Origin of the sequence: Brenneria izadpanahii, from assembly GCF_017569925.1 — a bacterium.
In the GTDB taxonomy this organism is placed as follows: Bacteria; Pseudomonadota; Gammaproteobacteria; order Enterobacterales; family Enterobacteriaceae; genus Brenneria; species Brenneria izadpanahii.
Window position 1 is genome coordinate 4,364,522 of the sequence record NZ_CP050854.1, and the last position, 13,884, is coordinate 4,378,405.

13 protein-coding genes and 2 pseudogenes are annotated in these 13,884 nt (G+C 56.6%); 11 read left to right on the forward strand and 4 right to left on the reverse strand.

Going from position 1 to position 13,884, the window contains the following annotated elements; genetic code table 11:
• Window positions 1-54 precede the first annotated feature (54 nt).
• Together HC231_RS19445 and HC231_RS19450 are read left to right on the forward strand one after the other, a co-directional pair.
• Window positions 55-249 (forward strand): annotated as a pseudogene (locus tag HC231_RS19445) (ribonuclease domain-containing protein); the annotation flags it as partial.
• Window positions 249-578 (forward strand): barstar family protein, encoded by a 330-nt coding sequence (locus tag HC231_RS19450; protein ID WP_208228347.1) that lies wholly within the window; start codon window positions 249-251, stop codon window positions 576-578. The pseudogene HC231_RS19445 and the gene HC231_RS19450, both read left to right, overlap by 1 nt.
• Window positions 579-649: 71 nt before the next feature.
• On the opposite strand, the gene HC231_RS19455 is transcribed toward HC231_RS19450, so the two are convergent.
• The gene (locus tag HC231_RS19455) at window positions 650-874 is read right to left on the reverse strand and encodes a SymE family type I addiction module toxin (protein ID WP_208228348.1); all 225 of its coding nucleotides are present in this window, start codon (window positions 872-874) and stop codon (window positions 650-652) included.
• A gap of 71 nt (window positions 875-945) precedes the next feature.
• Window positions 946-1,344, reverse strand: a complete 399-nt coding sequence (locus HC231_RS19460; RefSeq protein ID WP_208228349.1) for a helix-turn-helix domain-containing protein — start codon at window positions 1,342-1,344, stop codon at window positions 946-948.
• Between the two features lie 113 nt (window positions 1,345-1,457).
• Between HC231_RS19460 and HC231_RS19465 the strand changes: the two genes are divergently transcribed.
• The 4 genes from HC231_RS19465 (at window position 1,458) to HC231_RS19480 (ending at window position 7,036) form a co-directional block, all read left to right on the forward strand.
• Entirely contained in the window at window positions 1,458-4,451 is a 2,994-nt protein-coding gene (locus HC231_RS19465) for a DNA primase (protein ID WP_208228350.1), read from the forward strand.
• A 33-nt stretch (window positions 4,452-4,484) separates the two neighbouring features.
• Window positions 4,485-5,525, forward strand: a complete 1,041-nt coding sequence (gene xerC, locus HC231_RS19470; protein WP_208228351.1) for a site-specific tyrosine recombinase XerC — start codon at window positions 4,485-4,487, stop codon at window positions 5,523-5,525.
• 919 nt (window positions 5,526-6,444) lie between these two features.
• Complete coding sequence (locus HC231_RS19475) at window positions 6,445-6,756, forward strand: HNH endonuclease (RefSeq protein ID WP_208228352.1); 312 nt, start codon at window positions 6,445-6,447, stop codon at window positions 6,754-6,756.
• Window position 6,757: 1 nt separating this feature from the next.
• Window positions 6,758-7,036, forward strand: coding sequence for a hypothetical protein (locus HC231_RS19480; RefSeq protein WP_208228353.1), 279 nt, complete (start codon window positions 6,758-6,760; stop codon window positions 7,034-7,036).
• 78 nt (window positions 7,037-7,114) lie between these two features.
• Here the strand turns inward: HC231_RS19480 and HC231_RS19485 are convergent, their stop codons facing one another.
• Both HC231_RS19485 and HC231_RS19490 read right to left on the reverse strand, forming a co-directional pair.
• Window positions 7,115-7,339 carry a SymE family type I addiction module toxin gene (locus HC231_RS19485; RefSeq protein ID WP_208228354.1) on the reverse strand — a complete coding sequence of 75 codons (225 nt, stop codon included), beginning with the start codon at window positions 7,337-7,339 and terminating at the stop codon, window positions 7,115-7,117.
• Between the two features lie 71 nt (window positions 7,340-7,410).
• Complete coding sequence (locus HC231_RS19490) at window positions 7,411-7,809, reverse strand: helix-turn-helix domain-containing protein (RefSeq protein WP_208228349.1); 399 nt, start codon at window positions 7,807-7,809, stop codon at window positions 7,411-7,413.
• Window positions 7,810-7,922: 113 nt separating this feature from the next.
• On the opposite strand from HC231_RS19490, the gene HC231_RS19495 reads away from it, so the two are divergent.
• The 5 genes and pseudogenes from HC231_RS19495 to HC231_RS19510 all read left to right on the forward strand — a co-directional run bounded on the left by HC231_RS19495 (window position 7,923) and on the right by HC231_RS19510 (window position 13,778).
• Window positions 7,923-10,916, forward strand: a complete 2,994-nt coding sequence (locus HC231_RS19495) for a DNA primase (protein ID WP_208228350.1) — start codon at window positions 7,923-7,925, stop codon at window positions 10,914-10,916.
• Window positions 10,917-10,949: 33 nt separating this feature from the next.
• The gene (gene xerC, locus HC231_RS19500; RefSeq protein WP_208228351.1) at window positions 10,950-11,990 is read left to right on the forward strand and encodes a site-specific tyrosine recombinase XerC; all 1,041 of its coding nucleotides are present in this window, start codon (window positions 10,950-10,952) and stop codon (window positions 11,988-11,990) included.
• 787 nt (window positions 11,991-12,777) lie between these two features.
• Window positions 12,778-12,864, forward strand: a pseudogene (locus HC231_RS24420) (RHS repeat-associated core domain-containing protein); the annotation flags it as partial.
• A 102-nt stretch (window positions 12,865-12,966) separates the two neighbouring features.
• Complete coding sequence (locus HC231_RS24060) at window positions 12,967-13,284, forward strand: hypothetical protein (RefSeq protein ID WP_246494575.1); 318 nt, start codon at window positions 12,967-12,969, stop codon at window positions 13,282-13,284.
• 2 nt (window positions 13,285-13,286) lie between these two features.
• Window positions 13,287-13,778 (forward strand): hypothetical protein, encoded by a 492-nt coding sequence (locus tag HC231_RS19510; protein ID WP_208228355.1) that lies wholly within the window; start codon window positions 13,287-13,289, stop codon window positions 13,776-13,778.
• The last annotated feature ends 106 nt before the right edge of the window (window positions 13,779-13,884 follow it).

A 13,884-nucleotide genomic window follows, 5' to 3' on the forward strand; every position in this document is an offset into this window, starting at 1 on the left:
ATTAAATTGAATAAACCGCATTATTCAAATGATGGGACGACATTTAATAACACTCATTCTATCGGTAATGCTAATAGTCAGCGTCTTAATACTGGTAGTGGACCATATAAAGAATGGACTGTTAAAACACCAGATATAGGTGGGAATGGAGCGAGGCGTATAGTAGTTGACACGAAGACAGGGAAAGCTTATTACAGCCATGATCATTATGATTCTTTTATAGAGATCAATCTTGGAGGGTGGAAGTAATGAAAATAGGAAAGAAAGTCAAAATAGACTTTGCCAAGATAAAAACATTAGATGATTTCTATAATGAGTTATCTGGCTTGTTCGGATTTCCTGATTTCTTTGGTAGAAATATCAATGCGCTAATAGATTGTTTGTTCAGTCTTCGTTATCCAGAAGATGAAATGACAAAAATTCATGTGGCAACTTCGGAATATTTATTAATAGAGTTGCATCATTTCTCTTTAACAACAGAAGAAATAAAAGAAACATTAATAGTTACTATTGAAAATGTAAGCTTAAAATGTAAGGAAAAAGGGCAGGAGCCTTCGATTGTTTTATTATTGAAGTAGTTTGAAAAAACCGGAAGCGATCCCAACGATCCTTCCGGCTTTATTTTATCAGTTATTTATCGTGTAAGGCGTCAGAGATTAATCTCCGTCTCGATCACTATCCTTCCCCGCTCAACCGTCACCGTTATCGGCATACCAGTCATAAAGCCCAACTCCTCCAGCCAGCGGCCTTTAAGGTTAATCGCGGACGGCGGGTTAGGCCTGCCGTTTTGCGGGGCGTATCCCACCGTGTAGTAACGCGCTGTTTTGGTTGCTTTATTAACGGTGACGCCTGACTTAGAATGTGCCTCAGCCATAGTCAACTCCTTCCAGTTGGTTGTGGTGAGCGGCTGTTACAGGTTGCCCCCTGTAGCAGTCGCGCTATCGTTTACTGCTCTTCTGCCTTGCCAATCACGTTATCTAAAATCTCAGAAACCAGCTTCTGCTTCGTGCGCGGTAACTGGCTGATAATCTCAATCTGTTGTTCCAGCCGTGAAGCCGGGCCACGCTTGCCACGCTTGCGGGGCGCGGGTAATCCAAGCAGTTCATCCAACGACAGGTTCAGGATCTGCGCCAGTTGTGGCAACAGCGCCGCCGAAACCTTGAGCTTCCCGCCTTCATAATGCGCCATCGTCTGCTGCGCAATCCCCAGTTGTTCCGCCAGTTGCGTCTGCGTTAGCTGCTGCTCCTTGCGCGCCTGCGCGATCCTTGCGCCAAGCTGCTTAAAAAACTGTTCGTCTTTGGTGTTCATGGCCTGCTGTAGCTGTCTTGTCGTTAACACTGCCATGATGTTACTCCCTGTTTTAAATAACTCAGTTGACAATACCCCAATATAGAGTACTCTGCAACAGAGTTATTTTTACCCTAAGTCTATTGACAGGTTTTACAGGAGTTCCCGATATGGCCCGCATCCCCGATACCGAGTTGCAGCACCTGAAAGCCGCCGTGCCGTTAGTGGACGTGGTGCGTTCGCAGGGGCGGCAGGTGTTTAAGCGCGGTAAAGACTTCGTGGTGCTGTGTCCGTTCCATGACGAGAAAACGCCGTCATGCGTGCTCAGCCCGGAGAAGAATCTCTATCACTGCTTCGGCTGCAATGCGGGCGGGTCGGTGCTGGACTGGGTGATGCAGACGGAACGCTTAAGTCTGCGCAAGGCGGTCGAACGGCTGCGCGGCGAACTGGGCGAAAATCCGTCTGTTCAGCCGCTGGTCGGTCAGGATGAACCGGCGGTGTTCGCGGAGGATGAGGCGGGCCGTCAGGCGCTGCTCTCCCGCGTGGTTGAGTTCTACCATCACACGCTGCTGAACGCGCCGGAGGCCATCGCGTATCTGGAAAAGCGCCGCCTGAATCATCCTGAGTTAGTCGCTGCCTTTAAGTTGGGGTTCGCCAACCGCACGCTGGCGTATCGTCTGCCAGCAAAGAAACTCAAAGACGGCGCGGCTATCCGGGGTCAGTTGCAGGCGCTGGGAATACTGCGTTCATCCGGTCATGAACATCTGGCGGGGTCGCTCGTGGTGCCGGTTATCGATATGAATGGTCAGGTGCGTGAACTGTACGGGCGCAAGGTCAGCAGTGAGTTACGCAAAGGCACGCCGCTGCACCTGTATCTGCCGGGGCCACACGGCGGGGTGTGGAACGAGCAGGCGTTAGTGGCGGGTAAAACGGTCATCCTGTGTGAATCATTAATCGATGCGATGTCGTTCTGGGTGGCGGGTTATCGTAACGTGACGGCGGCCTATGGGGTGAACGGCGTTACCGATGAGATGCGGCAGGCGTTTATCCGCCACGGCGTCAAACAGGTGCTGATAGCGTTCGATAACGATGCGGCGGGCAATGACGCGGCGGTCAGGCTGGCTTCATCGTTAGCCGCTGACGGCATCGCACCGTTCAGGGTAGTGTTCCCGGCGGAAATGGACGCCAACGGCTATCTGTGTCAGGTAGCGGAGGTCGCTCCTGCGCATCCTGCGCCCGCGACACTGGGACATCCCTGTCCGGCGCCTGAACGCGAGTTCGGACTGTTAATCGACGGCGCGGTGCCGATGAACGATGCGGCCGGCACAGACGTGGCGGACACGTTGCCGGAGAGAGAGGCAGCGACGCTGCCCGTCTCATCGTTAGCCGCCGGGGTTGAGGCGGTGAGAGCGGCGCAGGCGGATGAACCGGGCGTGGTGCTGGAGGCGTTGCCGGGTGGTGAGCTTGAGATAGCGTTATCCGGCCAGCAATGGCGCATCCGGGGCATGGCGCAGGTGAAACCGGGCGCGGCGGCGCTCAAGGTGAACGCGCAGGTACTCGATACGGTCAGCGGCGTGGTGTTCGCGGACAGCGTGGACATGATGAGCGCCCGCAGTCGTGCGGGCTATGCGCGGCTGGCCGCGGCGGAGTTGGGGTTGGCTGAAAGCGCACTGAAACAGTCGCTGGGGCGGGTGCTGCTGGCGCTGGAAAACCACCTGAGCCGACCGGAAATGAACGGTGAAAGCGTTCCTGAACTGGATGACGACGCCAAAGCGGAGGCGCTGGCGTTGCTGCGCGACCCGAACCTTACCGGCAGGATAACGGACGACCTCGCGGCCTGCGGCGTGGTGGGCGAATCGACCAACCTGCTGGCCGGTTATCTGGCGGCAGTGTCGCGCAAGCTGGACAAGCCGTTGGCGGTGCTGATACAGAGCAGTTCGGCGGCGGGTAAATCCAGCTTAATGGACGCAGTGCTGGGCCTTATCCCGCCGGAAGAGCGGCTGCAATACTCGGCCATGACCGGCCAGAGCCTGTTCTATCTGGGTGAAACGAACTTACAGCATAAGATACTGGCGATAGCGGAAGAGGAAGGGGTGAGGCAGGCGGCGTATGCGCTGAAGCTGTTGCAGTCGGACGGAGAACTCACCATCGCCAGCACCGGCAAGGACGACGCCACCGGGAACCTTGTCACCAAACAGTACACGGTAAAAGGCCCGGTGATGCTGATGCTGACCACTACGGCCATCGACGTGGACGAAGAGTTGCTAAACCGCTGTCTGGTGCTGACGGTGAACGAATCCCGCGAACAGACCGAAGCCATCCATGCTCAGCAACGTAAGGCGCAAACGCTGGAAGGGCTGCTGATGGAGAACGAAAAAGAGTACCTGACCGAACTGCACCAGAACGCGCAACGGCTACTCAGACCGCTGAACGTGGTCAATCCCTATGCGTCACAACTGACGTTCCTGAGCGACAAGACGCGCACCCGGCGCGACCATATGAAGTACCTGACGCTGATACAAAGCATCGCGCTGCTGCACCAGTACCAGCGGGAGGTGAAAACCGTCTCGCACCGTGGGCAGGTTATCGAATATATCGAAGTCGAGCGCTCGGATATCGTGCTGGCCAACCGGCTGGCGCACGAGATACTGGGCCGGACGCTGGACGAAATGCCGCCGCAGACGCGGAAGTTGCTGATGCTGATACAGGGCTGGGTTGCCGGCAGCGGGCAGCCAAAGGCGGAATATCACTTTACCCGCAAGCAGTTACGGGACGCGGTGCAGTGGGGTGATACGCAACTGAAAATCCACCTTGCGCGACTGGTTGAACTGGAATACCTGATGCTGCACAAGCGCGGGCTGACGTTCTGCTACGAACTGCTGTTCGACGGGGACGCACAGACCGATAACGCGCACCTGTGCGGGCTTATCGACGTGCCAGAAGCGCCTGCTAAAACAGTAAAAACGACAGAGAAAGATAACTACGACGCCGTCCGGTCGGGGGTAAATGAAAAGCGGTCGGCCTCAGGTCGGGGTGTGGTCGGTAGTCAGTCGGATAAGGCCATCTCTGTTAAAGTCAGTACCCGCAAGGCTTCCGCGTCATCCGGTCGGGTTAACGGTAAAAACACTGCTCCGGCACCACACGATAAGCCCATCGTACCGTAGTTCCCTTCTCATCCTCACGCAGGACGCGCCGCCATGACACGACCGATACCGCCGACACCCGAAGCCACTTATCTTAGCCGCCAGAGCGAGACGCTGCGCCAGCATCTGACGGACTACCTCGACCATCTGAGCGCGGCAGGCTACAGCCGGCGCACGATGGAGAGCTACCGGGAGCGGCTGTTGCCGTTCGCGGCATGGTGCGAGGACAGAGGGTTGCTTCATGCACCACAAGTAAGTCTGTCAGGGCTGGAAGGGTATCAGCGCTGGCTGCGGGGCTATCGTAAAGCGGACGGGAAACCGTTAACGGCGGGCAGTCAGTTAAACCGGCTGTCGGCTATCCGCATGCTGTTCCGCTGGCTGCTCAGGCGTCACGTTATCCTGTACAACCCGGCGGAGATGCTTCAACTGCCGAAAGAAGAGCGGCGCTTACCGGCGCAGGTGCTGAGCGAGGAGGAAACGGGCGGCGTGTTGCAGTCGGTGGAGAGCGGCACCGTTATCGGGCTGCGTAACCGGGTGATACTGGAAGTGCTGTGGAGTACGGGCGTTCGCCGGACAGAAGCCGCTAATCTGATGCTGAGTGATATCGACCTGAGTCGGGGCGTGATGGCGGTGCGTCAGGGCAAGGGGAATAAAGACCGGGTGGTGCCGCTGGGTGAACGAGCGTGTAAGTGGCTGGTACGTTATCTGAACCATGCCCGGCCTGAACTGGCGAAACGGTATGACAGCGGCCACTTGTTTATCAGCCACAGAGGAAAAGGACTGGCGCGGGCGACGCTGACGCAGATGGCGGGCAAGGCCATCCGGGGCACGGGTCACCTGGATAAACCGGGCGCGTGCCATGTGTTCCGGCACAGTATGGCGACGCAGATGCTGGAGAACGGGGCTGACACGCGACATATCCAGGCGATACTTGGCCATGAGAAGCTGGAGACGACGCAAATCTATACGCGGGTCGCCATCGGTCATCTGAAGCAGGTGCATGAGAGGACGCACCCGGCAGAGCGGAAACAGAAAGCGCGCTGGAAGAAGCGCAACGCGGATAACCCGGTGTCGCCGGACAGCCCGAAAAAGTAGCTCACTCTCTTCAAGCCAGCAGGACGGTGCAGGGCAAACGCTGCGCCGTCCGTGGCGCACCGCTTGCCTTGTTCGGCCAAGGCACTCCGGCGGCGCCGGGAAGCATAAGGGCGCGTTGCGGGCTACCTCAACAACGGTGAGCGGCTGGCCGCCGGGGTCGGGTTCGTGGCGCGGCGTGGCGCACAGGGCTGCGCCCTCTGCTGTCGGCAGCGGCAAGCGTTCTTCGGCATCCACGGCGTGGCCGCCGTCCCTGGCGGCGCAGGCATCTGTGCCAACGCTCGGCCAACATCAACGTCAACCCCAAAGCAGAAGCCGTTCCTGCGTCACGGCGTTAAACGGCTTCACCTCGCCCCCGCCCCAACCCCGCTGCGACTTGCTGCGCCCGGCTCGCAGTCGCAGGCTCCTTGCTCGTTCCCGTGCTCGCCATCTCCGCCCCGTGCGGCCCCCGCCGGGGGCCTCCCTGTTCAACCTCTTCTCCTGCGGGCTTCGCCAGCCCGCACCCGGCAGACGCTTCACCGTCCCACAGCAAGCTGCGGAACGGCTCGCGCCGCGCTAACCCCGGTTCAACAGCAAACGACTAATGGCAGCGGCTGACGCCGCTGCTATGATGTGGCACAGGCAGACAGGGCAGTCACAGCGTGGCGGTAGCGTGTGCGGGGGCAAAAGTGCGCGTCGGGGTGTTCGGGTTAAGGTGGTGTTAATGCTATAAAAAGTGCTCTTTAAAAAACCATTGGTATCAGTGAGTTAGGTGCGATAAAAAGTACGACGGCGTCGGGATCGTCCCTATGACCCGATAGGGCTGTTGGGGGGATTAAACAACTACGCTTATGCGCCGAATCCGCTGACGTGGATAGACCCGTTGGGGTTGGCGAAGTGTAGTAGCAACAAACCGCCAAATGCTTATTCCACAGCCTATGAAATGAAACTGTCTAAAACATCTTACCCCGGTGTATCACGCGGCCGACATTTTCAGGAAGCAAACGAATCTTTATTAAAAGCAATGGAATCCGATAAAGGTTTTGCCCAAAATATGAAAGGGTTAGGAATTAATCTTGAACGCACGCCTACCGGACTGGCTCCGAGAAAACCGCCGGAAGGCTGGACATGGCATCATGAGCTTGACGAAGGTGTTATGCGATTAGTTCCTCGTTCTCAGCATACTCCGGGAAGTGAGTTCTGGAAGATATTGCATCCTGATGGTTACGGTGGATATGCCGTATGGGGAAAGTGAAATGACATTAAATGATATTATAAATCAGCTTGATAGCTTCGATGATGACGATACTATTTATGTGGTTCAGCCGTGGAAACCTGACTCGGAAGCAGTTGTCGCAACAGAACCCAATGACGGCGGATTACCTGATGAAGCCGTTAAAGTAAATGCTGATTATTTTTTAGAAATATTCCTTACTAAAGAATTTTTAGAAGGCTGGTTATCTAATTTAGATCAAGAACCTTCAAGTAAAGATCAATGTTTTCGATTGATCCAATATGCTGAAAACGATGCATAATCTTTGAATAAAAATAGCCGGAAGAGATCGTAAAGATCCTTCGGGCTATTTTTTACCTGCTGTTTATTGCGTGCAATGTCAGACATTAATCTCCGTCTCAATCACCAGTCTCCCCCGCTCAACCGTCACGGTGATCGGCATCCCGGTCATAAAGCCACATTCTTCGAGCCAGCGACCTTTAAGGTTGATGGCGGAAGGCGGGTTAGGCCTGCCGTTTTGCGGGGCGTATCCCACGGTGTAGTAACGCGCTGTTTTGGTTGCTTTATTAACGGTGACGCCTGACTTAGAATGTGCCTCAGCCATAGTCAACTCCTTCCAGTTGGTTGTGGTGAGCGGCTGTTACAGGTTGCCCCCTGTAGCAGTCGCGCTATCGTTTACTGCTCTTCTGCCTTGCCAATCACGTTATCTAAAATCTCAGAAACCAGCTTCTGCTTCGTGCGCGGTAACTGGCTGATAATCTCAATCTGTTGTTCCAGCCGTGAAGCCGGGCCACGCTTGCCACGCTTGCGGGGCGCGGGTAATCCAAGCAGTTCATCCAACGACAGGTTCAGGATCTGCGCCAGTTGTGGCAACAGCGCCGCCGAAACCTTGAGCTTCCCGCCTTCATAATGCGCCATCGTCTGCTGCGCAATCCCCAGTTGTTCCGCCAGTTGCGTCTGCGTTAGCTGCTGCTCCTTGCGCGCCTGCGCGATCCTTGCGCCAAGCTGCTTAAAAAACTGTTCGTCTTTGGTGTTCATGGCCTGCTGTAGCTGTCTTGTCGTTAACACTGCCATGATGTTACTCCCTGTTTTAAATAACTCAGTTGACAATACCCCAATATAGAGTACTCTGCAACAGAGTTATTTTTACCCTAAGTCTATTGACAGGTTTTACAGGAGTTCCCGATATGGCCCGCATCCCCGATACCGAGTTGCAGCACCTGAAAGCCGCCGTGCCGTTAGTGGACGTGGTGCGTTCGCAGGGGCGGCAGGTGTTTAAGCGCGGTAAAGACTTCGTGGTGCTGTGTCCGTTCCATGACGAGAAAACGCCGTCATGCGTGCTCAGCCCGGAGAAGAATCTCTATCACTGCTTCGGCTGCAATGCGGGCGGGTCGGTGCTGGACTGGGTGATGCAGACGGAACGCTTAAGTCTGCGCAAGGCGGTCGAACGGCTGCGCGGCGAACTGGGCGAAAATCCGTCTGTTCAGCCGCTGGTCGGTCAGGATGAACCGGCGGTGTTCGCGGAGGATGAGGCGGGCCGTCAGGCGCTGCTCTCCCGCGTGGTTGAGTTCTACCATCACACGCTGCTGAACGCGCCGGAGGCCATCGCGTATCTGGAAAAGCGCCGCCTGAATCATCCTGAGTTAGTCGCTGCCTTTAAGTTGGGGTTCGCCAACCGCACGCTGGCGTATCGTCTGCCAGCAAAGAAACTCAAAGACGGCGCGGCTATCCGGGGTCAGTTGCAGGCGCTGGGAATACTGCGTTCATCCGGTCATGAACATCTGGCGGGGTCGCTCGTGGTGCCGGTTATCGATATGAATGGTCAGGTGCGTGAACTGTACGGGCGCAAGGTCAGCAGTGAGTTACGCAAAGGCACGCCGCTGCACCTGTATCTGCCGGGGCCACACGGCGGGGTGTGGAACGAGCAGGCGTTAGTGGCGGGTAAAACGGTCATCCTGTGTGAATCATTAATCGATGCGATGTCGTTCTGGGTGGCGGGTTATCGTAACGTGACGGCGGCCTATGGGGTGAACGGCGTTACCGATGAGATGCGGCAGGCGTTTATCCGCCACGGCGTCAAACAGGTGCTGATAGCGTTCGATAACGATGCGGCGGGCAATGACGCGGCGGTCAGGCTGGCTTCATCGTTAGCCGCTGACGGCATCGCACCGTTCAGGGTAGTGTTCCCGGCGGAAATGGACGCCAACGGCTATCTGTGTCAGGTAGCGGAGGTCGCTCCTGCGCATCCTGCGCCCGCGACACTGGGACATCCCTGTCCGGCGCCTGAACGCGAGTTCGGACTGTTAATCGACGGCGCGGTGCCGATGAACGATGCGGCCGGCACAGACGTGGCGGACACGTTGCCGGAGAGAGAGGCAGCGACGCTGCCCGTCTCATCGTTAGCCGCCGGGGTTGAGGCGGTGAGAGCGGCGCAGGCGGATGAACCGGGCGTGGTGCTGGAGGCGTTGCCGGGTGGTGAGCTTGAGATAGCGTTATCCGGCCAGCAATGGCGCATCCGGGGCATGGCGCAGGTGAAACCGGGCGCGGCGGCGCTCAAGGTGAACGCGCAGGTACTCGATACGGTCAGCGGCGTGGTGTTCGCGGACAGCGTGGACATGATGAGCGCCCGCAGTCGTGCGGGCTATGCGCGGCTGGCCGCGGCGGAGTTGGGGTTGGCTGAAAGCGCACTGAAACAGTCGCTGGGGCGGGTGCTGCTGGCGCTGGAAAACCACCTGAGCCGACCGGAAATGAACGGTGAAAGCGTTCCTGAACTGGATGACGACGCCAAAGCGGAGGCGCTGGCGTTGCTGCGCGACCCGAACCTTACCGGCAGGATAACGGACGACCTCGCGGCCTGCGGCGTGGTGGGCGAATCGACCAACCTGCTGGCCGGTTATCTGGCGGCAGTGTCGCGCAAGCTGGACAAGCCGTTGGCGGTGCTGATACAGAGCAGTTCGGCGGCGGGTAAATCCAGCTTAATGGACGCAGTGCTGGGCCTTATCCCGCCGGAAGAGCGGCTGCAATACTCGGCCATGACCGGCCAGAGCCTGTTCTATCTGGGTGAAACGAACTTACAGCATAAGATACTGGCGATAGCGGAAGAGGAAGGGGTGAGGCAGGCGGCGTATGCGCTGAAGCTGTTGCAGTCGGACGGAGAACTCACCATCGCCAGCACCGGCAAGGACGACGCCACCGGGAACCTTGTCACCAAACAGTACACGGTAAAAGGCCCGGTGATGCTGATGCTGACCACTACGGCCATCGACGTGGACGAAGAGTTGCTAAACCGCTGTCTGGTGCTGACGGTGAACGAATCCCGCGAACAGACCGAAGCCATCCATGCTCAGCAACGTAAGGCGCAAACGCTGGAAGGGCTGCTGATGGAGAACGAAAAAGAGTACCTGACCGAACTGCACCAGAACGCGCAACGGCTACTCAGACCGCTGAACGTGGTCAATCCCTATGCGTCACAACTGACGTTCCTGAGCGACAAGACGCGCACCCGGCGCGACCATATGAAGTACCTGACGCTGATACAAAGCATCGCGCTGCTGCACCAGTACCAGCGGGAGGTGAAAACCGTCTCGCACCGTGGGCAGGTTATCGAATATATCGAAGTCGAGCGCTCGGATATCGTGCTGGCCAACCGGCTGGCGCACGAGATACTGGGCCGGACGCTGGACGAAATGCCGCCGCAGACGCGGAAGTTGCTGATGCTGATACAGGGCTGGGTTGCCGGCAGCGGGCAGCCAAAGGCGGAATATCACTTTACCCGCAAGCAGTTACGGGACGCGGTGCAGTGGGGTGATACGCAACTGAAAATCCACCTTGCGCGACTGGTTGAACTGGAATACCTGATGCTGCACAAGCGCGGGCTGACGTTCTGCTACGAACTGCTGTTCGACGGGGACGCACAGACCGATAACGCGCACCTGTGCGGGCTTATCGACGTGCCAGAAGCGCCTGCTAAAACAGTAAAAACGACAGAGAAAGATAACTACGACGCCGTCCGGTCGGGGGTAAATGAAAAGCGGTCGGCCTCAGGTCGGGGTGTGGTCGGTAGTCAGTCGGATAAGGCCATCTCTGTTAAAGTCAGTACCCGCAAGGCTTCCGCGTCATCCGGTCGGGTTAACGGTAAAAACACTGCTCCGGCACCACACGATAAGCCCATCGTACCGTAGTTCCCTTCTCATCCTCACGCAGGACGCGCCGCCATGACACGACCGATACCGCCGACACCCGAAGCCACTTATCTTAGCCGCCAGAGCGAGACGCTGCGCCAGCATCTGACGGACTACCTCGACCATCTGAGCGCGGCAGGCTACAGCCGGCGCACGATGGAGAGCTACCGGGAGCGGCTGTTGCCGTTCGCGGCATGGTGCGAGGACAGAGGGTTGCTTCATGCACCACAAGTAAGTCTGTCAGGGCTGGAAGGGTATCAGCGCTGGCTGCGGGGCTATCGTAAAGCGGACGGGAAACCGTTAACGGCGGGCAGTCAGTTAAACCGGCTGTCGGCTATCCGCATGCTGTTCCGCTGGCTGCTCAGGCGTCACGTTATCCTGTACAACCCGGCGGAGATGCTTCAACTGCCGAAAGAAGAGCGGCGCTTACCGGCGCAGGTGCTGAGCGAGGAGGAAACGGGCGGCGTGTTGCAGTCGGTGGAGAGCGGCACCGTTATCGGGCTGCGTAACCGGGTGATACTGGAAGTGCTGTGGAGTACGGGCGTTCGCCGGACAGAAGCCGCTAATCTGATGCTGAGTGATATCGACCTGAGTCGGGGCGTGATGGCGGTGCGTCAGGGCAAGGGGAATAAAGACCGGGTGGTGCCGCTGGGTGAACGAGCGTGTAAGTGGCTGGTACGTTATCTGAACCATGCCCGGCCTGAACTGGCGAAACGGTATGACAGCGGCCACTTGTTTATCAGCCACAGAGGAAAAGGACTGGCGCGGGCGACGCTGACGCAGATGGCGGGCAAGGCCATCCGGGGCACGGGTCACCTGGATAAACCGGGCGCGTGCCATGTGTTCCGGCACAGTATGGCGACGCAGATGCTGGAGAACGGGGCTGACACGCGACATATCCAGGCGATACTTGGCCATGAGAAGCTGGAGACGACGCAAATCTATACGCGGGTCGCCATCGGTCATCTGAAGCAGGTGCATGAGAGGACGCACCCGGCAGAGCGGAAACAGAAAGCGCGCTGGAAGAAGCGCAACGCGGATAACCCGGTGTCGCCGGACAGCCCGAAAAAGTAGCTCACTCTCTTCAAGCCAGCAGGACGGTGCAGGGCAAACGCTGCGCCGTCCGTGGCGCACCGCTTGCCTTGTTCGGCCAAGGCACTCCGGCGGCGCCGGGAAGCATAAGGGCGCGTTGCGGGCTACCTCAACAACGGTGAGCGGCTGGCCGCCGGGGTCGGGTTCGTGGCGCGGCGTGGCGCACAGGGCTGCGCCCTCTGCTGTCGGCAGCGGCAAGCGTTCTTCGGCATCCACGGCGTGGCCGCCGTCCCTGGCGGCGCAGGCATCTGTGCCAACGCTCGGCCAACATCAACGTCAACCCCAAAGCAGAAGCCGTTCCTGCGTCACGGCGTTAAACGGCTTCACCTCGCCCCCGCCCCAACCCCGCTGCGACTTGCTGCGCCCGGCTCGCAGTCGCAGGCTCCTTGCTCGTTCCCGTGCTCGCCATCTCCGCCCCGTGCGGCCCCCGCCGGGGGCCTCCCTGTTCAACCTCTTCTCCTGCGGGCTTCGCCAGCCCGCCCCCGGCAGACGCTTCACCGTCCCACAGCAAGCTGCGGAACGGCTCGCGCCGCGCTAACCCCGGTTCAACAGCAAACGACTAATGGCAGCGGCTGACGCCGCTGCTATGATGTGGCACAGGCAGACAGGGCAGTCACAGCATGGCGGTAGCGTGTGCGGGAGTAAAAGTGCGCGTCGGGGTGTTCGGGTTGCGGTGATGTTAAATAGGCCGAAAACACTGTCTGAAAAGCATGTTGCATCAATGGGTTAAGTGCGCTAAAAAGTACGACGGCGTCAGGATCGTCCCGATGACCCGATAGGGCTGTTGGGGGGATTAAATAACTACGCTTATGCGCCGAATCCGCTGACGTGGATAGATCCGTTGGGGTTGAAACCCAAATGTGCACCGACGAAAGCAAATGACCATAATCAGGCTGCTTTCGCTAGGCAGTGGCAAGGTCATGGTGCGTATAAAGGACGCGACTCGTGGTCTAACACTATGTTAAAAGAAGGCGACATCGTCTACGGCGGTGCGCCCGGACAGTCTGGTTTTTATTTTGATAAGGCGACGCTTGATGCCGCTGGCGGTAGCAGACAAAAACTATGGGAGAGTTTGCAGGTGCTTCCACATGAAAAATATGGATTCCGTAGCAAAATTCAAGCTTACCGCGTAAAACGCGATGCTGTAGCTGGAACAGGGCAAGCGCTATCACAAGATACTTCTGTGTTTGGTCAAGGTGATGGAACACAATTTTTCTTATCAAATTATAAGACGGTGCTTGAGCCAATTGGCGATCCATTTGATATCGGATTATAACCATGAATATCGATAATATGACTGGAATATTAGTTTTCGATAACAAATTAGTACTAACACCATTTATAACTAAAAAAGAAATAATGGAAGCTAACAACTTAGATTGGGAGGCATGGCCCAGTAAAGGAGATAGCACTATTTCTTACCGAACTATCTTTGATCTAAAAAAAAATAGGGATGGCGATATTTATCTAATAATTAACTTTGTTCGACCTAATGATATGAATGCAACTATAGGTAGTTGGCGTTTTGCTCCTGAAAAATTATTAATGGGCGAACAAAAAAAGGCTGAAGGGAAAGTGACAAAAAGATTGAGGGAATGGTTTAGAGAAAAAACCAATAGTGATCTTCCAGTTTATGGTGCATGGGGACACATTGATACAGCATATGATCCTCATAATAGAACAGGTACTATTTTCTGTAATTATCGTTCAAGCTTCAGAGATGAAAAAGATTGGAAGGATTATTGTAAGTGGAATAATATAAAAATTTGAATTGTGGCAAGCGGTAGAGTGAGCGATTTCCTGTACTATAACGACGGTATGATGGTAACTTACTGCTGAAACAGGTAGTACGACTGGCCAGACGGATGGATTGTTG

Coding starts and splice junctions, on each gene's coding strand:
- xerC (WP_208228351.1), top strand. CDS start 10,950: ATGACACGACCGATACCGCCGACACCCGAAGCCACTTATCTTAGCCGC.
- HC231_RS19480 (WP_208228353.1), top strand. CDS start 6,758: ATGACATTAAATGATATTATAAATCAGCTTGATAGCTTCGATGATGAC.
- HC231_RS24060 (WP_246494575.1), top strand. CDS start 12,967: ATGTTAAAAGAAGGCGACATCGTCTACGGCGGTGCGCCCGGACAGTCT.
- HC231_RS19510 (WP_208228355.1), top strand. CDS start 13,287: ATGAATATCGATAATATGACTGGAATATTAGTTTTCGATAACAAATTA.
- HC231_RS19460 (WP_208228349.1), bottom strand. CDS start 1,344: ATGGCAGTGTTAACGACAAGACAGCTACAGCAGGCCATGAACACCAAA.
- xerC (WP_208228351.1), top strand. CDS start 4,485: ATGACACGACCGATACCGCCGACACCCGAAGCCACTTATCTTAGCCGC.
- HC231_RS19495 (WP_208228350.1), top strand. CDS start 7,923: ATGGCCCGCATCCCCGATACCGAGTTGCAGCACCTGAAAGCCGCCGTG.
- HC231_RS19465 (WP_208228350.1), top strand. CDS start 1,458: ATGGCCCGCATCCCCGATACCGAGTTGCAGCACCTGAAAGCCGCCGTG.
- HC231_RS19455 (WP_208228348.1), bottom strand. CDS start 874: ATGGCTGAGGCACATTCTAAGTCAGGCGTCACCGTTAATAAAGCAACC.
- HC231_RS19485 (WP_208228354.1), bottom strand. CDS start 7,339: ATGGCTGAGGCACATTCTAAGTCAGGCGTCACCGTTAATAAAGCAACC.
- HC231_RS19450 (WP_208228347.1), top strand. CDS start 249: ATGAAAATAGGAAAGAAAGTCAAAATAGACTTTGCCAAGATAAAAACA.
- HC231_RS19475 (WP_208228352.1), top strand. CDS start 6,445: ATGAAACTGTCTAAAACATCTTACCCCGGTGTATCACGCGGCCGACAT.
- HC231_RS19490 (WP_208228349.1), bottom strand. CDS start 7,809: ATGGCAGTGTTAACGACAAGACAGCTACAGCAGGCCATGAACACCAAA.